The organism is Proteus sp. G2675, assembly GCF_963886535.1.
In the GTDB taxonomy this organism is placed as follows: Bacteria; Pseudomonadota; Gammaproteobacteria; order Enterobacterales; family Enterobacteriaceae; genus Proteus; species Proteus mirabilis.
Window position 1 is genome coordinate 328,385 of the sequence record NZ_CAWPCB010000035.1, and the last position, 24,011, is coordinate 352,395.

A 24,011-nucleotide genomic window follows, 5' to 3' on the forward strand; every position below is an offset into this window, starting at 1 on the left:
TTTCTTTCTGCAAAGTTAATAAATAAATTATTTTATTTAAGTAATATCACTTATAGAAATATCAAAATTTCACCCGCGAATTAAACAAAACAGGATAAATTGTAAAAAAACGTTTAAGATTAATCTCAAATTTTATTTTATTTAAGTCACCCGACATTATTTAACCAAATAAACTATCCCTGCTTTAATTTAATAAAGCAGGGATAGTCATTATAAAAAATGCTGAGTCAGAAAGTGAACGCTAATTAACGAGTACGTCCTAAACTACCTCGGCGACATAAATCACGTCGAATACGTGTAATACCCGCTTGTGGTTTTTGCTCTTCTTCAAGACTTGCTAAAACCAGCTCTAATACACGTTGTGCAATATCACGATGTCGCTGAGCCACCGATAATACTGGACATTCGAGGAAATCTAATAATTCATGATCACCAAATGTAGCAATCACTAACTGCGTAGGTAAGCGTCCACTTCTTTGCAACGTTACATCCATCACACCTTGTAATAGCGCAAAGGAGGTCGTAAAGAGTGCATCAGGCATCGGGTTATTATTTAACCATTCCGAAAATACCTCTGCCGCCGCTTCTCGTTCATAACTATTCGCATAAAGATAAGTCACTTGTCGTGGATCATCTTGCCACACACTACGAAAGCCCTGTTCACGTAAAAAACTGACTGATAGTTCGGGCAATGCGCCTAGATAGAGAACCGATTGAGAAGGAAAAGCTTTAAGCTCACTCGCTAACATTTTTGCGTCTTCTAAATCATCACCGACGACGCTAATAAAATGTTCACTCTCTAACGCCCTATCTAAGGCAATGATAGGCAACGAACGATTAGCCCAACGCTGATAAAATGGGTGCTCTGGGGGTAATGCCGTTGATACAATAATGGCATCAACTTGGCGTTGTAGTAGATGTTCTACACAACGAATTTCGTTGTCAGGTTGATCTTCTGAGCAGGCAATCAGCAATTGATAACCACGTTGACGCGCTTGTCGTTCAAGATAATTGGCAATTCTGGTATAACTGGTATTTTCCAAATCAGGAATAACCAAACCTATAGAACGCGTACGACCAGCACGTAATCCCGCGGCAACAGCGTTCGGGTGGTAATTGTGCTCTCTGACCACCGCCATCACTTTTTCAACAGTCTTGTCACTTACACGGTACTGTTTAGCTTTACCATTAATGACATAACTCGCTGTTGTTCGTGAAACACCAGCCAAGCGGGCGATTTCATCCAGTTTCACTTTAGCCTCTTCTAATTATTAATAGGGTATTTATTACATTATTGCTATGGTTTTCAGTCATCATGCTGATCTGAATCTGCATTTTAACACAATTTACTGATAAAACCGTATGCGTCAACGTTTCCGTTTATACCTTTTACCAATTACTTGCATTGTTACTGCCTATGACTTACCTAAAGTGCAATAAAAAAGCACCTTTACGGTGCTTTTTTGTCTGGTGATCACGACTCTTGATACATCTGCTCAATTTCATTTCGATAGCGTTCAGAAATTATTTTACGTCTTAATTTTAAGGTAGGTGTCAATTCTCCAGACTCCATCGTAAACCCTTCCGCTAATAGGGTAAATCGTTTAACTTGATGGAAACTAGCAAAATTACGTTGCATTTCACGCAAGCGTTCATCAAATAATTCTTTGATCTTAGTATGGCGTAATAACTCTATCCGATCGTGATATTTTAAATTTAATGCTCGAGCATGTTCTTCTAATGCATCAAAGCAAGGTACGATCAGTGCAGAAACAAATTTACGGGTATCTGCAATCACAGCGATATGCTCAATAAAGCGATCTTGCCCTAATGTACCTTCAATCATTTGCGGTGCAATATATTTTCCATTTGAGGTTTTCATAAGATCTTTCAAACGTTCGGTAATATATAACATCCCTTCTTCATCTAATGCACCCGCATCACCGGTACGTAACCAACCATCTTCAGTAAACGCAGCAACTGTCTCTTCAGGCTTATTAAAATAACCTTTCATCACGATACTACCGCGCACTTGGATCTCATTTTCTTCGCCTATACGTACCTCAACCCCCGGTAACGGAGTACCAATAGAGCCTAGTTTATAATGGTTCTCTTCCCAACAAGATACCGTGGCACAAGTCTCTGTCATGCCATAACCATATTTAATATTAATACCAGCAGCTAAGAAAAAGCCGATCACCGCATCATCTAAACGAGCGCCTGCGGCAGGTAAAAAACGAACTCGCCCACCTAAAATTTGACGTAGTGGTTGAAGAACTTTTTTATCCGCAAAGCGATAACACCATTGAGATAGCACGCCTAATGAACGTCCAGCTAAGTGTGCCTGACGTTGTTTTTCACCCTGTTTAAGAGCCCATTTAAACATCCATTGGCGTAGTCGAGGTGCTTGAGAAACTTTCTCTTGAATGGCGCTATATACTTTTTCGTAAAAGCGTGGCACTGCACACATAACCGTTGGTTTTACTGCAGCCATTGCTTCCCTTACGGCATGGGTATCTGTGAGATAAACATTAATAGCCCCAGTATGCATAACATAGAAGCTCCATGCCCGTTCAAATACATGTGATAACGGTAAAAAGCATAATGAAACATCTTTATCCGATAATGAAAGGCGCTGATCATGCAGATAAAGTTGAGAAGCCAGATTGGTGTAATCCAGCATAACACCTTTAGGCTCACCTGTTGTACCCGAGGTATAAATCAGCGTAAACAAATCATCTAAACAACATTCATCAATACGTTGTTGTAGCAGAGAGTCATATTGAGATTGACAGTCACTGATTAAGTTTGTCAGATGATAAGAAGGTATTGTTGGATTTAAAACGACCTGAGAATTAAACACAATAATATGTTTAAGTTGCGGGCATAATAGCGCTAACTCAGAAACAACGTCATATTCCTTTTGGTCACCAACAAAAAGAATACGAATATCCGCATCATTGATGATATAAGCGGCTTGTTCCACACTACTTGTTGCATAAAGAGGAACTGTGACAGCACGCAACTGCAAAGTAGCAATATCGGCAATAGACCAATCAATGCTGTTTTGGGAAAAAATCCCCACATTTTCTTGAACAGCCACGCCCATATCGAGTAATGCATTTGAGAGTGCACGTGTTTTCTTTGCTACTGACGCCCATGACATGGCGATTTCAGACTTAGCATCCCACTGACGATAAGCCGTTTTTTCCCCAGAAGATGAAAATTGCATCTGCAATCTTCTAATTATATGATAATCATATAGATTATTATTATTTATCATGATTTTCCTGTTATTTATGGAAAAGCGTAGGAATAATTAAGTTGAAATAAAGAATAATGTCATCTTCTAATTTCAGCTTACACCTGTTCGCTGACTTATCTGAAAGTCTAAGTGATCCGCAAAAATAAAGGAATCTAATTTTACATAAATTAGTAAAATTGTGAGTCATGAAAAGTTTTGTCAATTTCATCATACTAATGAAAATGTAAAAATGAGCCTGAACACTTTGTGAACAAACAAAATATTAACAAGAAAAATATAATAAAATCAAAAGCTAATTATAAAAATTTATTCATTTACAAGATTAATAACAGAGAAAATAAAGAAAAAAATCGATTAGATGACAATAGTTGCAACTGATAGGGATAGGATAACAATTAGGGCAAAAATAGTGACAGCTACCCAAGAGACTTATCTTTACTATTTACTATTAAAGAATATCTTTTATTGGTTATTAGCAGTAAGCTAACGTTATCTGCCACTATTTCTGCATAATTAGCATAGAGTGCTAATTATGAGTGAATCACTCTTAGTTTTGACAAACCTCACTAAGTAAATTTTTCATCCATAAATGGCCTTTATCTCGTGCCGTTGACTCATGCCAAATTAAATAGCATGGACGTTCTACCTTCTCCCAAGGTAATGATATCGCCTTAATGTTCAATTGTTCTGAATAGCTTTCAACTAACCATCTAGGCGCAATAGCGACCGAATAAGTTTTTGAGACTAGATTTAATACACTATTTAAATCAGTACCTTCATAAGTAATTAAATCTTCTAACTCTGTATTCTTATAATAAGCCGCACTAAAAGACCCCACATCTTCTAAAGAAACAATAGAATGATGCTCATTTAATAACATCTCTTCAGTAACGCTCTCTTTAATTCGTGGGTGTTGGTTAGAGACAGCCAAAACCACTTCATCATTGAATAAAGGGTGTGAATGAAACTCTGGTTTATCAAATTGTTTATAATTAATAAAGAACTCAACTTCCTGATATTTTAATTGGTGTTCAATATTACTATTCAAATAAGACTTAATATTTACATTAATATTAGGGGTTTTATTTTTTATTCTCTCTACAATTTTTGGCGCTAACTTGATATCTAATGGACTGCAAATAGATAAGCTAAACACACGATCACTGTGTTCCGGTTCAAATCCCGCCCCTGGCAATTCATTATGGACTAATTGTAATGCTTGTCGAACAGGGCCAAATAATTGTTTGGCTCTTAATGTTGGTTGAATACCTCGGCCATACCGAACAAATAACTCGTCATTAAACATGATCTTAAGACGAGAAACTGCATTACTGACTGCCGGTTGAGACATACCTAACACCTGTGCTGCTCGTGTGACATTTTGCATTTGCATAACAGCATCAAACACCGTTAATAAATTAAGATCAACATTACGTAAATGCATATCTGCTGACTCTTTATTGGTCGTTGTTGCTGATGTGTAATCCGTCATTTTTTACTCCACTATGTTATTATAATTGGCGAATTAAAACTTATTAATAATATAAAAGCATATTAATAAATTATATATCTAACCATGACTGTAACTTTTATAAAAATATTACTACTTATTATTCATCATCCATGTACATCACAAAATGTATAACACAAACACCAAAAAATAATTCATCTTTATATTAAAGAGAATAAATTGACATTTAAATTACATATTAATGAAATGATTATACCGATATATATTACAACCTGTTTTACCTTATGCCTTGCAAATAATAAAACAAAATATGATAAAAATCATAATAAAATAATAAAATCTATCACCTTACAGGACACTTTCAGAACTATTACAGTCACCACGGTAATAATTTTTATTCTTATATTCAAAATGTTGCTCAAATTTATTGATATTGTTGTTAACTACAACCGCTCATCCCCCTGATAGTTAGTTGTTCAAAAAAAAAGCAAACAATTGTTTAATTTTTTATTTCACTCCCCGAGAGCGATTATGTGAAACATTAACCTAATCAATGATTGTTTGATAGATATAATCATTACTAAAAATTTAGATATTAGTCAGAATTACTAAGAATAAAATATAATTCACACATCAAAACAAATTAAAAAATTCCAATGCTTGACATGATGATTGGTATCCGGTATCAATAAATAAACATTATTAAGAACAAATGTAAGGATGTTTCATGTTAAACGCAATTTTACTATCAAGCCTACTACTATTCGCAACATTGATGCGCGGTCGGCTGATGGGTAAAAAATGAAACATACCTACCCTTAGAGAAAAACCCGCGCTAATCGCGGGTTTTTTTATACCTGGGAGAGCGCAAAAAACGAAATAAAAAAGTATAAGGAACAGATTATGAGCAACAATGTGATTATTTTTGACACCACATTAAGAGATGGCGAACAAGCATTGCAAGCTAGCTTAAGCGTAAAAGAGAAGTTACAAATTGCTTATGCCTTAGAACGTTTAGGTGTAGATATCATTGAAGCGGGTTTTCCTGTCTCTTCCCCTGGGGATTTTGAATCTGTACAAACCATCGCTCGAGAAATTAAAAATAGTCGCATTTGTGCGTTAGCTCGCTGTGTTGATAATGATATTGACGTTGCCGCAGAGTCATTAAACATTGCCGAGGCATTTCGTATTCATGTTTTTTTAGCCACCTCCGCTTTGCATGCTGAACATAAGTTAAAAAAATCCTTTGATGACATTATTGAAATGGGAACACGCTCAATTAAACGCGCCCGACGCTATACTGATGATGTTGAGTTTTCTTGCGAAGATGCGGGGCGTACCCATATTGATAATTTATGTCGCATTGTGGAAAGTGCCATCAACGCGGGCGCAACAACCATTAATATTCCAGACACCGTAGGTTATACCACGCCTTATCAATTCGGTGGCATTATCACTAATTTATTTGAACGTGTACCTAATATTGATAAAGCGGTGATCTCCGTTCATTGCCATGATGATTTAGGTATGGCTGTTGCAAACTCTATTACCGCAGTACAAGCAGGTGCAAGACAAGTTGAAGGGACTATCAACGGCTTAGGTGAACGAGCCGGTAACTGCGCTTTAGAAGAAGTGATTATGGCGATAAAAGTACGTGAACAAATGATGAATGTACAAACGCGTATTAATCACAAAGAGATCTACCGTACCAGCCAGTTAGTCAGTCAATTATGTAATACCCCTATTCATGCCAATAAATCCATCGTTGGATCGAATGCCTTTGCCCACTCCTCTGGTATTCACCAAGATGGCGTACTGAAAAATCGTGAAACTTACGAAATTATGACACCTGAATCAATTGGTTTAAAAGAGGTGCAATTGAACTTAACGTCTCGCTCTGGTCGAGCTGCGGTAAAACACCGTATGGAAGAGATGGGCTATCGCGAAACAGATTATAACTTAGATTCTTTATATGCCGCTTTCTTACGTTTAGCTGATAAAAAAGGCCAAGTTTTTGACTATGACTTAGAAGCATTGGCTTTTATGGGGCAACAGCAACAAGAGCCTGATGAGTTTGTAATGAACTATTTTAATACTCAATCCGGCTCCTCAACAGTTGCCACGGCCAGTGTCAGCATTAGTCGTAAAAATGAAGAAATCACTGAAGCAGCAACAGGAAATGGTCCCGTTGATGCTGTCTATCAAGCTATTTCTCGTGCTACAGGTTATCCCTTAAAACTGGTGACTTATCAATTAACAGCCAAAGGTGAAGGACGAGATGCATTAGGACAAGTTGATATCGTGGTTGAATACCAAGGACGTAAATTTCATGGCATGGGATTAGAAACTGATATCGTCGGTTCATCCGCCAACGCCATGATGCATGTTATCAACAGTATTTGGCGTTCAGAGCAAGTCGAAATAGAAAAACGCAAACACCATACAACACAAGAAGCGGTTTAATCATTATGTCTAAACATTATCATATTGCAGTATTGCCCGGAGATGGCATTGGCCCTGAAGTTATGGCGCAAGCACAAAAAGTGATCGATGCGGTAAATAAACGATTTTCACTGAATATCACGACCAAAGAGTACGATATTGGTGGTATTGCTATCGATAATCATGGCACACCATTACCGGCAACCACCTTAGCTGGATGTGAGCAAGCTGATGCGATTTTATTCGGCTCTGTGGGGGGGCCTAAATGGGAGCATTTACCGGCAGATCAACAACCGGAACGTGGCGCATTATTACCTTTACGTAAACACTTTAAATTATTCTGCAATCTGCGCCCAGCTCGTTTATATAAAGGTTTAGAAGCTTATTGTCCATTGCGTGCTGATATTGCACAACGCGGTTTTGATATTTTATGTGTTCGTGAATTAACTGGGGGGATCTATTTCGGTCAACCTAAAGGCCGTGATGGTGAAGGTCGCGAAGAGCGTGCTTTTGATACCGAGGTTTACCATCGCTATGAAATCGAACGTATTGCTCATTTTGCTTTCAAATCAGCGCAAAAACGTCGTTATAAAGTCACGTCGATTGATAAAGCCAACGTTTTACAAAGCTCTATTTTATGGCGTGAAGTCGTCACTGAGGTCGCTAAGCAATACCCTGATGTGACCTTGCAACATATGTATATCGATAATGCGACAATGCAATTAATTAAAGATCCAGCGCAATTTGATGTATTGCTGTGCTCCAATATCTTTGGCGATATTTTATCAGACGAATGCGCCATGATCACCGGTTCAATGGGCATGTTGCCCTCTGCAAGCGTAAATGAAGCACATTTTGGTTTATATGAACCCGCAGGTGGCTCCGCACCAGATATTGCCGGTAAAAATATCGCCAATCCAATAGCACAAATTTTATCAACCGCCCTATTACTGCGTTATAGCTTTAATGAAGATAAAGCAGCCCAAGCCATTGAAGAAGCAATTACAAGAGTACTAGCAACAGGCTATCGCACCGCAGATTTAGCGGGAGAAGGAAACGCAATAACAACCGCAGAAATGGGTGATCATATCGCTCAGTTTATTCAAGAAGGGGCATAACATGGGTAAAACATTATATCAAAAAATTTACGATGCACATGTTGTCAGAGAAGTAGCGAATGAAACACCTATTATATATATCGATAGACATTTAGTGCATGAAGTGACTTCACCTCAAGCTTTTGATAGTTTAAGAACCAAAGGTCGTGCTGTTCGTCAACCCAACAAAACCTTTGCCACAATGGATCACAACGTTTCAACTCAAACCAAAGATATCAACGCCTGTGGTGATATGGCGCGTATTCAAATGCAAGAGTTAATGAAAAACTGTCAAGAATTTGGTGTGACCTTGTATGACTTAAATCACCCATATCAAGGAATTGTTCATGTTATGGGGCCTGAACAAGGCTTAACTTTACCAGGCATGACAATTGTTTGTGGCGACTCACATACAGCAACACATGGTGCCTTTGGCGCATTAGCTTTCGGTATTGGCACTTCTGAGGTTGAGCACGTATTAGCAACACAAACCTTAAAACAATCACGTGCTAAAACCTTAAAAATCGAAGTACAAGGCAAAACAGCCAATGGCATCACGGCAAAAGATATCGTATTGGCGATTATCGGAAAATTGGGTAGTGCGGGAGGTACGGGGTATATTATTGAATTTACGGGAGAAGCTATTGAAGCTTTGAGTATGGAAGGGCGAATGACGTTATGCAATATGGCGATAGAGATGGGGGCAAAAGCAGGCTTAGTTGCTCCTGATGAGACTACATTTGCTTACTTAAAAGGACGTCAATTTGCCCCTCAAGCCCCATTGTGGGATGAAGCTGTCGCCTATTGGAAAACGTTAAAGTCGGACGAAGATGCTATTTTTGATGCTACTGTGACGATTAATGCCGCAGAGATTGCACCACAAGTGACTTGGGGGACGAATCCGGGACAAGTGATTGCTATTGACCAAATTGTTCCGCGATTGAACAGTTTTAACGATCCTGTTGAACGAGCTAGCGCCGAAAAAGCCTTAGCTTATATGGGATTAACTGAAGGTGTTAACTTAACTGATATTACAATAGATAAAGTTTTTATAGGCTCTTGCACTAACTCTCGTATTGAAGATTTACGCGCAGCCGCAAAGATAGCTAAAGGGCATAAAGTCGCCTCCCATGTACAGGCAATTGTTGTTCCCGGCTCAGGCCCTGTTAAAGCCCAAGCAGAAGCAGAAGGTTTAGATAAAATTTTTATTGAAGCAGGTTTTGAATGGCGTTTACCCGGCTGCTCAATGTGCTTGGCAATGAACAATGACCGATTAAATCCCGGAGAGCGTTGCGCATCGACCAGCAATCGTAATTTTGAAGGTCGCCAAGGTCGTGGTGGCAGAACTCATTTAGTCAGTCCGGCAATGGCCGCTGCCGCCGCCATTCATGGGCATTTCGCTGATATTCGCACTTTTGCAACAGTATCATAAAGGAGAACCTAATGAATAAATTCACACAACACACTGGAATTCCAGTACCTTTAGATGCTGCCAACGTGGATACTGATGCGATTATTCCCAAACAATTTTTACAAAAAGTCACTCGCACAGGATTTGGTAAACACTTATTTCATGATTGGCGATTTTTAGATGATGAAGGCACCCAGCCTAACCCATCATTTATTTTAAATCAGCCCATCTATCAAGATGCTTCTATTTTATTGGCGCGCGAGAATTTTGGTTGTGGATCTTCTCGCGAACATGCGCCTTGGGCGCTCACAGATTATGGCTTTCATGCGGTGATCGCGCCGAGTTTTGCTGATATTTTTTACGGCAATTCCTTTAATAACCAGTTATTGCCAATCAAATTAAGTGATGAGCAAGTTACCCAGTTATTTGATTGGGTAACAGAGCATGCTGGTACGCCTATTACCGTTGATTTAGTTGCCCAACAAGTGATCGCCGGTGAATTATGCTTCTCATTTGAAATCGATGCATTTCGCCGTCATTGCATGATTGAAGGATTAGACAGTATCGGATTAACGTTACAACACCAAGCAGAGATAAGTGCTTATGAAGCTAAACAACCTGCTTTTATGCGTTAATCACTGACTCAATTACCTTATTTCACTGTTTGTTATCTGTAAAAATTTAAACTTTGTCATTCTCGCCGCTATTTACCTCGCGGCATTTTTTTTCAGTAAAACGAACAAAAAAGCCAGTGACCTATTATCACTGGCCGGTAATCACCGCATGCTCAAAGGGGGAGTCTGTTAGTATTCATAATTTGTGATAACTAACATAAGAGCTAACTTTAAACACAAACATTATCGGTCTAATATAAGGAAATTAAAATTGATCACTTTAATAAGGGATTTCCTCTTTTATGACATCACCCCGCTTAGAGTTGCAATTTATTCGCTTATGGCAAGCTTTTGAGGGAAAAGAGACTGAAACCACATTACAAGAGCTTGCTGAAACATTACATTGCACTCGTCGCCATGTGCGTTCGTTACTAAACAAAATGCATCAAACTGGTTGGATAGATTGGCAAGCAGAAGTAGGAAGAGGAAAAAAATCCACCCTGACTTTTCACTCTAACGCCTTTGACATCCAACAAAGCCGAGCAGAGCGATTACTGAAAGAAAATGATATAGAAAAGCTCGTTGCACTGATGGGCGATAAAGACTCGTTACGGCAAATGGTGCTTTCACAGATTGAAAAAAGCTTTCACCCTAGCCAACAACGTCTACGAATAATTTACTATCGCCCTTTTCGTAATTTATTACCCGGTACGCCGCTTCGGCGCTCTGAATTACATTTAATGAGCCAAATATTTAATTCATTACTTCACTTAAAAGAGGAAAATGGGGAAGTCGAAGCGGAATTAGCCCATCACTGGCAGATGCTCAGCGAGCAACATTGGCGCTTTTATTTACGCCCCGCTATCTATTTTCACCATGGACGAGAATTAACCATAGAGGATATCAGCACCTCTTTAATGAGAATGAAAGTCTGCAATCCACTTTATGCACATATTGAGAAAATAACCTCACCGCAACCTTATGTTATTGATATTTATTTAACCGTACCGGATAAACAATTTGCCACCCTATTAGGTAGCCCACAAGCAGCGATCTTGCCCCAAGAATGGCGAACTCTCGCTAATTTTTCTCAGCACCCCATTGGCACAGGGGCATACCAAGTGATGACCAATGATCAACATAAACTGCAAATCAAAGCGTTTGATCGCTATTTTGGTTTACGCGCACTATTAGATAACATCGATATTTGGGTGGTTCCTGAATTAAAAGACAAAATGGTTTGCTCTACCCTTCATTTAACCGATGATGATACTCATAACAACTCACTGGAAAGCCGCAAAGAGGAAGGCTGTTATTTTTTACTTTACGATAGCCGCTCAACACAATGCCAACAACCTGAGATCCGCGAATGGCTTAGTAGTGTATTAACACCGGTGAATATGTTGGCCCATTGTGCGCCCTCTTATCAACGCCATTGGTCACCTGCTTATGGTTTATTGTTACACTGGCACCATAGCAAACTGATCCCACCGCATGCTAAACCCGCTTCACTCACAAAACTGACCATTACACTGTATAAAGAGCACCACGAATACAGCACTATTGCTGAACTGATCAAAAAAATCTTATCTGACTATGATATCGAATTATCTATTCAAGTGCTTGATTATGAACAGTGGTATTATGGTGATGCAAAGAGTGATATCTGGTTAGCTACCGTCAATTTCTATAAACCGCTCGAGTTTTCTATTTTTGCAGCACTTTATGAACTGCCTCTATTTCACCAGTGCATGGGTAAACGTTATGAAGATGCCCTAGCCTTATGGCGTCAAAAAGTATTACCGCTTGAAGAGTGGTGTCGCCAATTAACACAAAATAATTGGCTTTTCCCGTTATTTCACCATTTACTTGAATTACAAGGGCAACGTACGATACGCGGTGTAAAAATGAATACCTTTGGTTGGTTTGATTTTAAATCGGCATGGTTTATACCTGATTTAGAAACGCCCCCATTAAAATAGCGTTTTCACTTATAATTATGTTAATTCACAGAAACCCGCAAAGTTATAAACACCAACAGTAAGGCCTAGGGGATTTATTCACTTTTTCTGTGGATATCTATGTGAAAAAGAGTGAGATAATCAGGGTATAGTTTTTATATTAGCCTACAGGCTGTTGAAACATTTTTTAAAATATCACTTATAATTCAAATTAGTAGATAAGTTTTTATCCCTATTTCAACGATTGGATAAACCAATGAATAAAGTCCAATGGTTAAATTGTACGAAAAACAACCATAGTCGGTTTTATCCACAGGTTGTGCCGATTAGTTAATCGAAATAGGCAGATTTTGGGGAATATCGGCAAAAGTCAAGGCTGTAAATCAGAACAGTGATCTCACTTTTGCGGAGTTATCCCACAAAGCTGTGGATAACCTAGTGCAAAAGCCTGTTTATGATCTAAGGATAACCCTGAACAACTTATATCATTTATTATTAAAACCTCGATTCACATAAAAAAATGATGATATATCATGCTATTATGTTTTAACTTAAATCAGTGAAAAAACATTTTCCATCATCCTTTTTTTCTGTTTATTTATTGTACAGGAAGACAGTTATTTATGTTTACGCCACCAGCAGCACCTGAAAATGAATCCGTTTTACTCGCACGAGCACAAGCGCTGGCTGGTTATACCTTCGGTGAACTCGCCGCTTTTGCACAGCTTCCTATTCCTGAAAATTTAAAGCGTGATAAAGGTTGGGTCGGTATGCTATTGGAATACTATTTAGGTGCCAGTGCCGGCAGTAAACCTGAACAAGATTTTTCTCATATCGGTGTTGAGCTAAAAACCATCCCTATCGACCGTTTTGGTATGCCATTAGAAACGACCTTTGTTTGTGTAGCCGCACTTACAGGAAACAGTGGGATCACATGGGAGAATAGCCATGTAAAACGTAAGCTGTCGAAAGTATTATGGGTACCTGTAGAGGGAGAACGGGAGATCCCATTAGCACAGCGTAGAGTCGCTTCCCCGCTACTTTGGAGCCCCAATCATCTTGAAGAAGAGCTACTGCGTCACGATTGGGAAGAGTTAATGGATATGATTGTCTTAGGAAAAGTAGAAAGCATTACTGCGCGTCACGGACAAGTATTACAAATTCGCCCTAAGGCTGCTAACAGTAAGGCATTAACCGAAGCCATTGGTGAAAATGGACAACGCATCATGACACTTCCCCGTGGTTTTTATTTAAAAAAGAACTTTACTGCGCCACTGATTGCTCGTTATTTCCAACTTTAATGCGTTACAGTAAACAAAATGCCCCGAGTTATCTTAGTGAATAACTCGGGGCACATCGTATTTTTTGCTGGTAAATTATTAAACACAGTGAGTTGATGCTAATCGAACGCCTACTGCTCTGGTGATTTCTGTCAATGTTGTCAGTGTTGGATTACCATTTTCAGATAATGCTCGATAAATATGTTGTCGAGATAATCCTGATTTTTTCGCAATCACGCCCACTCCACCATGAGCCTCAATAATTTGCCGTAATGCAATTAAAAATGCACCTATTCCCCCAGGCTCATAAATACCTTCTAACGCCGTTTGCAAATACACCTCAGCATAATCAGGATCTTCTCGTAGTTCATTTATCATCTCTAAATCATGGTCAAGATATGCAGGAACAGTTTTTCTTTTTACTACATCTATTTTATTGGTCATTTTTCATCCTTACATGATAATCTTCAAGATAGTTCACTGCTTTATCAATATCTGCTTGTTGAGTACTTTTATTCCCTCCAACAAGTAAAAGAATAATAAATTCATTTTCTATTGAATAATAAACCCGATATCCCTGCCCGAAGTTTATTCGTAAAGCCCAGACTCCATCACGAACAAATTTATGATCGGCGAAGTTACCATAACATGCTCGAGTTACTTGTACTTCAATTTTAGCAGCCGCTTGAGGATCTCGTTTCCTAAGCTTTTGTATCCACTCTCGATAGGGTACTTTTTGGTTTCTGTCCTGATAACGCACTATTTTATATGGCATTTGCTTTCCTTATTGCCAAAGTCCTAATTGTTGCTTATAAATCACACTAAAAATGTAACTTATAACAGACAAAAATCAAAGAGGAAATATTTTTCGTACACATATCATAAAAAAATGCCCCGAGTTATCTTAGTGAATAACTCGGGGCACAAATAACAATTATGATTAAGTAATCAATAATTAACGATAGACAATACCGCCATCGGTTAAGATAGCTTGGCCCGTAATATAGTCGGAATCATCACTTGCCAAGAAGGAAACTAACGCAGCTACGTCATCAGGAGTTTGAGCACGTCCTAGAGCAATACCGTCCACATATTTTTTATAGGTCTCACCTTTTGGTGCTCCAGTAATTTCAGCGAAACGCTCGTCAATCTCAACCCACATATCGGTGCCGACAATGCCCGGGCAATAAGCATTAACAGTGATGCCTGCGCTCGCATACTCTTTAGCTGCCGCTTGTGTTAATGCACGTACTGCAAATTTAGTGGCAGAATAAACCCCTAACATGGCAAAACCATCGTGCCCAGCAATAGAAGATGCATTAATAATCTTCCCTTTATGGCCTAATGCTTTAAATTTCTCAGAAGCGGCCTGAATACCCCACATCACACCATTAACGTTAATTTTGAAGATCCGATCCATATCTTCCGGAGTCACATCTGCAAGAGGTTTCACCTGTGCAATACCTGCGTTATTGATCATAACATCAAAACCGCCTAAGGTTTTTTCAGCATGTTCAACAGCCGCAAAGACTTCATCACGGTTGCTAATATCTGCAGCAAAGGTCGTCACTTTACGCCCTAACGCTTCTATTTCTTTTGCTACATCGGATAATTTATCTGCTTTTAAGTCAACCAGAGCAATATCGGCACCCTCTTTAGCAAGACGTAATGCGATACCACGACCAATTCCCTGAGCAGCACCTGTAACTAAAATTACTTTACCATTCAAAGCCATTGTCTTTCTCCTGAATATTTACAGATGAAAAAGCTCTTCCAAAAAAGAACTTTATTAATAATTTAACAGTAGCAATTAAAGTGCGATGTGACAAAGAAATGATCATTCACTAGTAAACACAATAAGTAGAATAGAATATAGTGAAAATAATTATCATTTAGAATAACAAGTTACCAAAAGGCCATCATCTGTTGCAAAAGAGCAGATGATCTTTTTTACTCATTAACTTTATAGTTAGCAAAAAATGCTTAACTCATTAATTTAATGGATAAAAATAAGGCAATATCTAAATAGATATTGCCTTGACATTATTTATGACAAAAAAGTAATTATTTTTTAGCCGCTTGCAGATATAGCATATCAAGTGCAATGGTTGCTCCGGCAAGGGCAGTAATATCTGATTGATCATACGCTGGCGATACTTCAACTAAATCCATGCCTACAATATTTAACGGCTGTAGAGCACGCAGCATTTTCAGCGCCTTATCCGTGGTTAATCCACCCACAACCGGTGTTCCTGTACCCGGTGCAAATGCGGGATCAAGGCAATCAATATCAAAAGTCAAATAAACAGGAAGTGAACCCACAATCTCTTTAATTTGCGCGACTAAATCATCAACGCCACGATCATTAACTTGTGCAGCATCCAAGACAGTAAAGCCGTTATTAGTGTCATGCTCGGTACGAATACCAATTTGCACTGAATGCTGTGGATCAATCAAACCTTCATTAGGAGCATGATAGAACATCGTACCGTGATCAAACTTACTGCCATTAGCGTAAGTATCGGTATGAGCATCAAAATGCACCAAAGCCATTTTGCCAAAGTGTTTAGCGTGAGCACGTAATAGAGGTAATGTCACAAAGTGATCACCACCAAAGGTTAAACATCTTTTACCTGCTGCTAGCAATTTTTCCGTATGAGTTTGTAGCTTATCACTCATATCTTGCGCATCACCGAAGTTAAATACTAAATCACCACAATCAACAACTTTGAGGCGTTCACGCATATCGAAGTGCCAAGGCCAGCGATGTCCTTCCCACGCTAAGTTAGTCGAAATCTGGCGAATAGCGCCGGGCCCATGGCGAGTACCTGCACGACCTGAAGTTGCCATATCAAAAGGCACCCCAGTGATCACCCAATCAGCATCACTGCTATAAGGTTGAAAATTCAGTGGAAAACGTAAAAAACCAAATGCATTTGAGATCAAAGAATTATCAGTCTCATTACCTAACGTACAATTTTTCATGCCATTACCTCTGTTACTTATTTTAACAAGCAACATATAAATCAATATGATAGATAAAGAGTGATGTATCAACACCACTCTGCATTAGGAAGTAAGCATTACTCCTCTTCTTCCAGATAGGTATAACCGTATAAGCCACTTTCAAATTCAGTTAGGAACTGCTCTTGGAGTGCTTTATCTAACTGTGCATTTTTCACTTGAGTACGGAAGCGCTCCAACAATACCGCTGGATTAAGTTTTACATATTGAAGCATATCCGCAACGGTATCACCCTCTTCACTCAACTGATAAGTAAGATTGCCTTTCTCATCAAGATAAACATCAACGGCTGCTGTATCACCAAATAAGTTATGCATATTACCAAGGATTTCCTGATACGCCCCCACCATAAAGAAGCCAATCATTGGTGGATATTCAGGATCATAAGCTGGCATTGGCATCGTGGTTTCGACCCCATCACCATCGACATAATGATCGATAATACCATCTGAATCACAAGTGATATCTAGCAATACAGCACGACGATCGAGCGGTTTATCTAAACCTTCAATTGGCAATACAGGGAATAATTGATCAATTCCCCAAGCATCAGGCAATGACTGGAACAGTGAAAAGTTGACATAGAACTTATCTGACATACGCTCTTGCAGTTCATCAATAATCGGGCGATGGGCTCGATTACTTGGATCTAAATCATATTGAATATGACGACAGATATTCAGATATAACTCTTCCGCCCATGCACGTTCTGTCAGACTTAACATACCGTGTACATATTGAGTATGGACATCATGTAAATCTAGTTGACTATCATGCAGCCATTCACGCAATGAACGGCTATTCCCTTTGGTTTGCATCTCTTCCCATGTTTCCCAAAGGCTTGCGATAGGTCTTGGTGCATCTTCAGCCGGTGGTGTGATTGCAGTAAATTCGTTACGTTCAACACCAATAACATTGGAAATAAGCACCGTATGATGCGCAGTTAATGCTCGACCTGATTCTGTAATAACGGTTGGATGAGGTAATTCATTTTCATCACAAGCATCACCAATCGCCCAAATCACGTTATTAGCGTATTCATTAAGACCATAGTTAACGGAGCAATCAGATTGTGAGCGCGTACCTTCATAATCAACGCCCAAGCCACCACCAACATCAAAATACTGAATATTGACCCCTAATTTATGTAACTCAACATAAAAACGGGCTGATTCACGCACACCTGTCGCAATATCACGGATATTAGCCATCTGTGATCCAAGGTGAAAATGCAATAACTGCAAACTATCTAAACGACCAGCTTGGCGTAGCGTATCAATCAGTTGTAGTACTTGTGTTGCAGCTAGGCCGAATTTAGATTTTTCACCCCCACTGGCTTGCCATTTACCTGAGCCTTGAGAAGCAAGGCGAGCACGAACCCCTAAGCGGGGGATCACTTCTAAACGTTCGGCTTCTTCAAGTACCATTTTTATCTCAGACATTTTTTCAATGACCAAGAACACTTTATGACCGAGCTTTTCCCCTGTAAGGGCTAAACGAATATATTCGCGATCTTTGTAACCATTACAAACAATCACCGAACTGGTCATATTGGCATGAGCAAGCACTGCCATTAATTCAGCTTTAGAGCCAGCTTCTAATCCTAATGGCTCTCCAGCATTAATTAGCGATTCAATCACACGACGCTGTTGATTGACTTTAATTGGATAAACTAAAAAGTAATCCCCTTTGTAGCCATAAGACTCACGTGCACGATGAAAAGCGGCATTAATTGAGCGCAAACGGTGCTGTAAAATTTGTGGAAAACAAAACAGCGCAGGAAGGCGTAAATGTGAATGCTCTTCTTGTACTTGCTTAACTAATTCTGTTAAATCCAGCGTTGCTTCAGGCACATCAGGATTTGGGCAAACACTAATATTGCCGCGATTATTCGCGCAGTAGTATCCTCCCCCCCAATATGTGATGTTATAAGTCTGTTGCATCTTACGAGCGATGTTATCATTCATGACATTCTCCTTAGGGAGTATGAGTTTATACCTTGCCTGTCACTATAGTAGTCAATAATTTCATGGCTAGCTGAAATGACCGATAAATAACAGTTAGAAGTAATGACTCACTATATATTTTTGTATGATTATCCAGCCTAATGCAGGATATAGTAGTAGAAAGCGATGAAGTTAACCGACTAATAGTTAACACAATCACCTATTGGCAAGTAACAGACAACTTCGCTCTAAAGAAAAAGAGCTCAAAGAGGAAATCACTCTAGACATACTACGGGTATAGTATTGGCGAGTACTGTTTTGGTTTTTGAAAAGAATAACCAGTAGACAATGGATCATTACCCATTCACTCCACACATGGCTTAACCTTATAAGCCATTTCCCTAACAGAGAAACAGGATCAGCAATCCTGCGGTTTACACTGTGATTCAGTTTTCACAGTAACGGCGAGGTTATACCTGTAGTTGAATCAAAATGCAAAAACAAAATAGATAAATCGCTTTTTTTTATTATTTTTCTTTTTGCTCACTTGAAAAATTGTGTCACACAAAAAATGATATCAACTATTGGATGCGAGTTTATCCCTATATTTGATTAAAAAAAGCTGGAATTAAAGAGAAAACAGTCCTAAAATGGACGTCTAGATGTTAAAACATCCATCCTTAGACCATCTGTATTAAGGTAACGAGATATAATGACTACACACCTTTTTACTTCTGAATCAGTATCAGAAGGTCATCCAGACAAAATTGCGGATCAAATTTCTGATGCCGTATTGGATGCAATTTTAGAACAAGATCCAAAAGCACGTGTTGCCTGTGAAACTTACGTTAAAACAGGCATGGTGATGGTAGGCGGAGAAATTACCACCAAAGCTTGGGTTGATATCGAAGAGATCACACGTAAAACAGTACGTGAAATCGGTTATACCAGTTCAGATATGGGCTTTGATGCTAATTCCTGCGCCGTTATCAGTGCGATTGGTAAACAATCCCCAGATATCAACCAAGGTGTTGACCGCGCAGATCCCCTTGAACAAGGTGCCGGTGACCAAGGCTTAATGTTTGGTTATGCCACTAATGAAACCGACGTTCTGATGCCAGCGCCTATTACTTATGCTCACCGCTTAGTCCAGCGCCAAGCTCAAGTACGTAAAAATGGCACACTACCATGGTTACGTCCAGATGCTAAAAGTCAGATCACTTTCCAATACGACAATAACAACATTGTTGGTATTGATGCCGTGGTTTTATCAACTCAGCATGCTGAAGATATTTCACAAAAAGACTTACATGAAGCGGTAATGGAAGAGATCATTAAACCTATTCTGCCAACAGAATGGTTAAATGAACAAACCAAATATTTCATTAACCCAACAGGTCGTTTTGTTATCGGTGGCCCAATGGGCGACTGTGGATTAACAGGTCGTAAGATCATTGTTGATACTTATGGTGGTATGGCACGCCACGGCGGTGGGGCATTCTCTGGTAAAGATCCTTCCAAAGTTGACCGTTCTGCGGCTTATGCTGCACGTTATGTTGCAAAAAATATTGTTGCTGCGGGCTTAGCAGATCGCTGTGAAATTCAAGTGTCTTACGCTATCGGTGTTGCAGAGCCAACATCTATTATGGTCGAAACATTTGGCACTGAAAAAATCCCTACTTCACAACTGATCTTATTAGTACGTGAATTCTTTGATTTACGCCCTTATGGCTTAATTCAAATGCTGGATTTACTGCATCCGATCTACCAAAAAACAGCAGCATACGGTCATTTTGGTCGTGCTGAATTCCCTTGGGAAGCAACAGATAAAGCTGAGATTTTACGTGAAGCTGCGGGTTTAAAATAAATTTCCCTTGTTTCATAGCAAACTCATTAAACCACATCTTTTAGGTGTGGTTTTTTTATTCCTGAAATTTATCTGTTTGTTAACCATAAAAAAACCCCGCAATATTAACGGGGAACTCAAAGTCAGTAAGAGAACAGGGAGTGATGATGAAATAAACAAATCAATCAGGGTAGTCTATCCACTCTCCTTCATTTAATTTGATATAAGATTTCCCTTGATAATCAACCACAATGGTATTTTGATTTTCTGATACTGTCGCGGTTTGTGGTAATTCACGGGTTAAAGCATTCCAATCTATGGTGGATTGATTAAAGATATCGCCATTCACATTACGGAGAATAAAATCGGATAACGCTAAATAACTGCTTGGTTTATCGATCATCATAGGCGTATGAGGTAAACGTTGATTTTTAAGTCCAGTAAAACGAATACCGACAGGAACCGTAGTAATACTTTGGCTTGGAATATCTCGCAAACCAGACATCTGAGTTATATCACCTTGTAATGCGGCTCCATGTTCAGGAACAATCACTACCATCACTCTTCTGCCACGTTTATCAAGGGTATTAATAAAAGCATTTAAGTTATCAAGTAGTGCTGAGGCTCTTTTGCCATAATCAGCCGTTGTATTTTCGCCAACGAACCTATTACCATCATGAAGTGACACTAAATTGACAAAGGTCACCGTCCGTTTTTCATCTGATTTTTCTCGTGCTTTTAACCAACGCTCTAAGGTCTCTTTATCGTTATAGATTTTAGAGCCATCAAAAGCGGTAATTTGATGAGAGAGTCCGCTTTGATCTTGCAACGGCACATTAAGATTACCTAACTCCCTAATTTCTTGAAGATAATGACCAAACTCGCCATTATGATCGAGCACCAATTTCTTCTCAAAACCTAAAGCAGCCAGATTATCCATCAATAAGCATTGCATATCGGCAGGATCATACAAATCAGCGTGTTGTGTTTGCCCACAACTGGCTCTTAATAAACGTAATGAAGCGGGACCACTATAAGAAGCAACACTATTAAAGCGATTAAATAACACATCAAAGTTACCCCAAATAGGATGTTGCTGTAATCCGACGGCTGCCGCATCAGCGGTAGAGAGTGAACAAATATTAATAATTAAAATATCAAAGGGTTGTGCATGAGAAGAGAGCTGAGCGGGAGCCGGTGTGCTGCGTTTATTTTCGTAACGATAAAACTGAGCAAGCCATTCATCTAACACTTTGTTATTAGCTGGCTGTTTTTGTGGCGGGTAAGGTGAACTCAGTACGTTATTATTTTGCGCTCTAGTCTGCGCTGTCGATAATATTTCTGTATTTTGCGGTTGTGGCTGATCGATAGATGTGTTGGTTTGCTGAGTAAAGCTATTGGCAGAAACAGCAGAAACCATAGCGCCTGAAAAATGGGTAAAACCACTAATATTAAGCCACACTACACCCGCGATAATAAACACCGACACTCTTACCCACTGTTCAATAAAGAGATACCCTACCAGTAAAATAAATGCCACCCCGATCATCTTTAAGTTAATAAAATTAACAGCTAATTCAATGAGGTAAGAGAATGAAAAATTTTTTAACTGCCCTCCTTGTTCTAATACCGTTGAAAAACTAGGTAGCCAAGTGTCGTGGTAGAAAAGCATAACCCCTATAGGGATCGCTATCCAATTACGTAATTTATGCCAAAATGTTTTCGGTAATGGAAATAATAAAAATGCTAGAAAGAGTAAATTGCTAAATGCATCAAATTTTAAATAACCATACCAAAGCAAAACAAACTTTAGCAAAAAATAAAAATTCCAGGCGCCCAACCCATGCCAGTAATGTAAAAAACTGAACCGAGTTGTTTTAGTCTTGTTCATTTTAATTACCTACTTATTCGTATCTATATAATATCCGACATTGATATGAATATTCATATTTGCCTTTTTATACTTCTTATTTTTATAAATAACTATAAAGTTAATTCTTAATAGAATATTCCCCCATTAATTAGTAAAACTACTTATATGCAAAAAGAAAGAGTACATAAAAATAAATTACTGACAAATAAATATAAGCAATCAACTTAAAAATAATTAAGTTGATTAATAAACAAAACGCCACTTTATATTTATATAATAGACATAAATTTTATAGTTGTGTTGTTATTTTAAAAAATAAATAGCAACACAGAGTTATCTTATTTTCCCATATCCAAAACCAAACAAAATAATCACAAATAGATCAATTAAATTAACATAAACATTACAAAACAAACACCATAAGAACATAAAGCTAAAAAATAAAATGAAAACAACAATAAACAGATGATTTAACTAATTTAATGGTATTCTACTTGATAAAAATCAAATCTTTTTTGATCATCTAAAAAAGACTATCTTAGAATTTGTTATAAATAGGTAATTTACAATTATCTTATATTTCGTTTTTTTGACTAACAATGGTTTAGTTATTATTTAAATGAATTTATTGAGAATATTATCATTGTCAAAGAGGGTTATTATTCATTCCCAATGAAATTTAAATTCGTATATTTAATTTATGTATTTATACGTAATTGAAATAACTATTTTTAAGGCATATCCTTAAATAAAGAATATTAATATTTTATTTAACACTTACCCCTTTTCTGACTAAGAAAAATAAAATTACAGGTTAAGAATTTATTTTTATATGAGGGTTCAAAAATGGAAAATAAAAAATTTATTCGCTCGGAGATAAAAAGAGAAAAAGAGAGTACAAACCAAGATATAAATAAATTAAAGAAATTATTTTCAATAAACAACTATCACTATAGAGATATTAATAACGAAGAAAATCAACATAGCCTTATTTATCGTTGGCCATTACTCAACACATTTAATTCAATAACTAAATGAGAAAAACTATGCCACTAATTGTATTAAAAGGGCTCAGAGGTGGAGTAGGAACCACCTCAATAACCATTGCATTGGCTCGCCAATTTCATCACCATAAATACAATGTCATTGTTATCGATAACTGTGTGAATAATATCTTACATTTCTATTTTCCAGAAAAATCACAAGTCACCACATTAGGACAAGCACTACTCGCGCATACCCCAATAGAACAAGCGATTTGTGATTATCAAAACGGTTATCAGATTTTACCTTTTGGAGTCGTTAATTCAGAAGATAAATTGCACTTGCAAGCATCTGCCGCTGCCAATCAACATCTGCAGCATTTTTTTACCACTTTTACTCAACAATACCCAGACACTTTAATTTTTCTCGATTTACAACCAGAGCACGATACCCTTTTTAAATCATGGGTTGCGAAAGCCAATATCGTATTAACCGTTACCACACCTGAAAGTAACTGTCATATTCGGCTTAACCAACATACCTTTGCTGCCAATGAGTATATTCTGGTGAATCAATTTTGTGCCACTAGCCAAATCCATCAAGATTTTTATCAATTTTGGCAAACCAGTCAGTTTCCTTTCTGCCCAATAAAACTTCATCGCGATGAAGCATTATTAGAAGCCTGTGCTTCACGCTTACCTTTATATGATTACCGCGCTAATTGCATGTTAGTTGAAGAAATTAATCAACTTCTACAATGGTGCTTGCCTTTATTGTTAAGCAAAAAAGGATAGCCA

General features: G+C 38.2%; 18 protein-coding genes. 9 read left to right on the forward strand and 9 right to left on the reverse strand.

Annotated elements, in window-relative coordinates; all coding sequences use genetic code 11:
• Positions 1-245: 245 nt before the first annotated feature.
• The 3 genes from cra to leuO all read right to left on the reverse strand — a co-directional run bounded on the left by cra (position 246) and on the right by leuO (position 4,757).
• The gene (gene cra / locus AACQ49_RS10660) at positions 246-1,253 is read right to left on the reverse strand and encodes a catabolite repressor/activator (RefSeq protein WP_004244128.1); all 1,008 of its coding nucleotides are present in this window, start codon (positions 1,251-1,253) and stop codon (positions 246-248) included.
• A gap of 221 nt (positions 1,254-1,474) precedes the next feature.
• Entirely contained in the window at positions 1,475-3,283 is a 1,809-nt protein-coding gene (locus AACQ49_RS10665) for an AMP-dependent synthetase/ligase (RefSeq protein ID WP_104731750.1), read from the reverse strand.
• A 529-nt stretch (positions 3,284-3,812) separates the two neighbouring features.
• Positions 3,813-4,757 (reverse strand): transcriptional regulator LeuO, encoded by a 945-nt coding sequence (gene leuO, locus AACQ49_RS10670; RefSeq protein ID WP_036918822.1) that lies wholly within the window; start codon positions 4,755-4,757, stop codon positions 3,813-3,815.
• An 882-nt stretch (positions 4,758-5,639) separates the two neighbouring features.
• On the opposite strand from leuO, the gene leuA reads away from it, so the two are divergent.
• From leuA to mutH, 6 genes are all read left to right on the forward strand, one after another.
• Positions 5,640-7,199: a 2-isopropylmalate synthase gene (gene leuA / locus AACQ49_RS10675; protein WP_004244137.1), complete on the forward strand. Its 1,560-nt coding sequence runs from the start codon at positions 5,640-5,642 to the stop codon at positions 7,197-7,199.
• 5 nt (positions 7,200-7,204) lie between these two features.
• Positions 7,205-8,296, forward strand: coding sequence for a 3-isopropylmalate dehydrogenase (gene leuB / locus AACQ49_RS10680; protein ID WP_004244138.1), 1,092 nt, complete (start codon positions 7,205-7,207; stop codon positions 8,294-8,296).
• Between the two features lies 1 nt (position 8,297).
• Positions 8,298-9,707 carry a 3-isopropylmalate dehydratase large subunit gene (gene leuC, locus AACQ49_RS10685; RefSeq protein ID WP_049219231.1) on the forward strand — a complete coding sequence of 470 codons (1,410 nt, stop codon included), beginning with the start codon at positions 8,298-8,300 and terminating at the stop codon, positions 9,705-9,707.
• Between the two features lie 11 nt (positions 9,708-9,718).
• Complete coding sequence (gene leuD / locus AACQ49_RS10690) at positions 9,719-10,321, forward strand: 3-isopropylmalate dehydratase small subunit (RefSeq protein WP_017827192.1); 603 nt, start codon at positions 9,719-9,721, stop codon at positions 10,319-10,321.
• Between the two features lie 281 nt (positions 10,322-10,602).
• On the forward strand, positions 10,603-12,282 hold the full coding sequence (gene sgrR, locus AACQ49_RS10695; RefSeq protein ID WP_161779040.1) for an HTH-type transcriptional regulator SgrR: 1,680 nt from the start codon (positions 10,603-10,605) through the stop codon (positions 12,280-12,282).
• Positions 12,283-12,884: 602 nt separating this feature from the next.
• Positions 12,885-13,562 (forward strand): DNA mismatch repair endonuclease MutH, encoded by a 678-nt coding sequence (gene mutH, locus AACQ49_RS10700; RefSeq protein WP_004248572.1) that lies wholly within the window; start codon positions 12,885-12,887, stop codon positions 13,560-13,562.
• Between the two features lie 78 nt (positions 13,563-13,640).
• On the opposite strand, the gene AACQ49_RS10705 is transcribed toward mutH, so the two are convergent.
• From AACQ49_RS10705 to speA, 5 genes are all read right to left on the reverse strand, one after another.
• Complete coding sequence (locus tag AACQ49_RS10705; protein ID WP_004244143.1) at positions 13,641-13,985, reverse strand: helix-turn-helix domain-containing transcriptional regulator; 345 nt, start codon at positions 13,983-13,985, stop codon at positions 13,641-13,643.
• Positions 13,975-14,316 (reverse strand): type II toxin-antitoxin system RelE/ParE family toxin, encoded by a 342-nt coding sequence (locus AACQ49_RS10710; protein ID WP_004244144.1) that lies wholly within the window; start codon positions 14,314-14,316, stop codon positions 13,975-13,977. The genes AACQ49_RS10705 and AACQ49_RS10710 overlap by 11 nt, the downstream gene beginning before the upstream one ends.
• Positions 14,317-14,496: 180 nt before the next feature.
• Positions 14,497-15,276 carry an acetoin reductase gene (locus tag AACQ49_RS10715; RefSeq protein ID WP_004244145.1) on the reverse strand — a complete coding sequence of 260 codons (780 nt, stop codon included), beginning with the start codon at positions 15,274-15,276 and terminating at the stop codon, positions 14,497-14,499.
• Positions 15,277-15,605: 329 nt separating this feature from the next.
• Positions 15,606-16,526, reverse strand: a complete 921-nt coding sequence (gene speB / locus AACQ49_RS10720; RefSeq protein WP_049219233.1) for an agmatinase — start codon at positions 16,524-16,526, stop codon at positions 15,606-15,608.
• Positions 16,527-16,624: 98 nt separating this feature from the next.
• Positions 16,625-18,532: a biosynthetic arginine decarboxylase gene (gene speA / locus AACQ49_RS10725; RefSeq protein ID WP_004244147.1), complete on the reverse strand. Its 1,908-nt coding sequence runs from the start codon at positions 18,530-18,532 to the stop codon at positions 16,625-16,627.
• Between the two features lie 691 nt (positions 18,533-19,223).
• On the opposite strand from speA, the gene metK reads away from it, so the two are divergent.
• Positions 19,224-20,378 (forward strand): methionine adenosyltransferase, encoded by a 1,155-nt coding sequence (gene metK / locus AACQ49_RS10730; protein WP_004244148.1) that lies wholly within the window; start codon positions 19,224-19,226, stop codon positions 20,376-20,378.
• Positions 20,379-20,538: 160 nt separating this feature from the next.
• Here the strand turns inward: metK and bcsG are convergent, their stop codons facing one another.
• Entirely contained in the window at positions 20,539-22,248 is a 1,710-nt protein-coding gene (gene bcsG, locus AACQ49_RS10735) for a cellulose biosynthesis protein BcsG (protein ID WP_004244149.1), read from the reverse strand.
• 828 nt (positions 22,249-23,076) lie between these two features.
• Here bcsG and bcsR point away from each other — a divergent pair.
• Positions 23,077-23,268 (forward strand): BcsR/BcsP family cellulose biosynthesis protein, encoded by a 192-nt coding sequence (gene bcsR, locus AACQ49_RS10740; RefSeq protein WP_004244150.1) that lies wholly within the window; start codon positions 23,077-23,079, stop codon positions 23,266-23,268.
• An 8-nt stretch (positions 23,269-23,276) separates the two neighbouring features.
• Positions 23,277-24,008 carry a cellulose synthase operon protein YhjQ/BcsQ gene (locus tag AACQ49_RS10745; protein ID WP_004248576.1) on the forward strand — a complete coding sequence of 244 codons (732 nt, stop codon included), beginning with the start codon at positions 23,277-23,279 and terminating at the stop codon, positions 24,006-24,008.
• The last annotated feature ends 3 nt before the right edge of the window (positions 24,009-24,011 follow it).

What these genes read in the sequence shown, in the direction of transcription:
- bcsR (WP_004244150.1), top strand. Translation starts at nt 23,077, where the DNA reads ATGGAAAATAAAAAATTTATTCGCTCGGAGATAAAAAGAGAAAAAGAG.
- AACQ49_RS10710 (WP_004244144.1), bottom strand. Translation starts at nt 14,316, where the DNA reads ATGCCATATAAAATAGTGCGTTATCAGGACAGAAACCAAAAAGTACCC.
- sgrR (WP_161779040.1), top strand. Translation starts at nt 10,603, where the DNA reads ATGACATCACCCCGCTTAGAGTTGCAATTTATTCGCTTATGGCAAGCT.
- AACQ49_RS10715 (WP_004244145.1), bottom strand. Translation starts at nt 15,276, where the DNA reads ATGGCTTTGAATGGTAAAGTAATTTTAGTTACAGGTGCTGCTCAGGGA.
- leuD (WP_017827192.1), top strand. Translation starts at nt 9,719, where the DNA reads ATGAATAAATTCACACAACACACTGGAATTCCAGTACCTTTAGATGCT.
- speA (WP_004244147.1), bottom strand. Translation starts at nt 18,532, where the DNA reads ATGAATGATAACATCGCTCGTAAGATGCAACAGACTTATAACATCACA.
- metK (WP_004244148.1), top strand. Translation starts at nt 19,224, where the DNA reads ATGACTACACACCTTTTTACTTCTGAATCAGTATCAGAAGGTCATCCA.
- AACQ49_RS10705 (WP_004244143.1), bottom strand. Translation starts at nt 13,985, where the DNA reads ATGACCAATAAAATAGATGTAGTAAAAAGAAAAACTGTTCCTGCATAT.
- mutH (WP_004248572.1), top strand. Translation starts at nt 12,885, where the DNA reads ATGTTTACGCCACCAGCAGCACCTGAAAATGAATCCGTTTTACTCGCA.
- leuB (WP_004244138.1), top strand. Translation starts at nt 7,205, where the DNA reads ATGTCTAAACATTATCATATTGCAGTATTGCCCGGAGATGGCATTGGC.
- leuO (WP_036918822.1), bottom strand. Translation starts at nt 4,757, where the DNA reads ATGACGGATTACACATCAGCAACAACGACCAATAAAGAGTCAGCAGAT.
- leuC (WP_049219231.1), top strand. Translation starts at nt 8,298, where the DNA reads ATGGGTAAAACATTATATCAAAAAATTTACGATGCACATGTTGTCAGA.
- AACQ49_RS10665 (WP_104731750.1), bottom strand. Translation starts at nt 3,283, where the DNA reads ATGATAAATAATAATAATCTATATGATTATCATATAATTAGAAGATTG.
- speB (WP_049219233.1), bottom strand. Translation starts at nt 16,526, where the DNA reads ATGAAAAATTGTACGTTAGGTAATGAGACTGATAATTCTTTGATCTCA.
- leuA (WP_004244137.1), top strand. Translation starts at nt 5,640, where the DNA reads ATGAGCAACAATGTGATTATTTTTGACACCACATTAAGAGATGGCGAA.
- AACQ49_RS10745 (WP_004248576.1), top strand. Translation starts at nt 23,277, where the DNA reads ATGCCACTAATTGTATTAAAAGGGCTCAGAGGTGGAGTAGGAACCACC.
- bcsG (WP_004244149.1), bottom strand. Translation starts at nt 22,248, where the DNA reads ATGAACAAGACTAAAACAACTCGGTTCAGTTTTTTACATTACTGGCAT.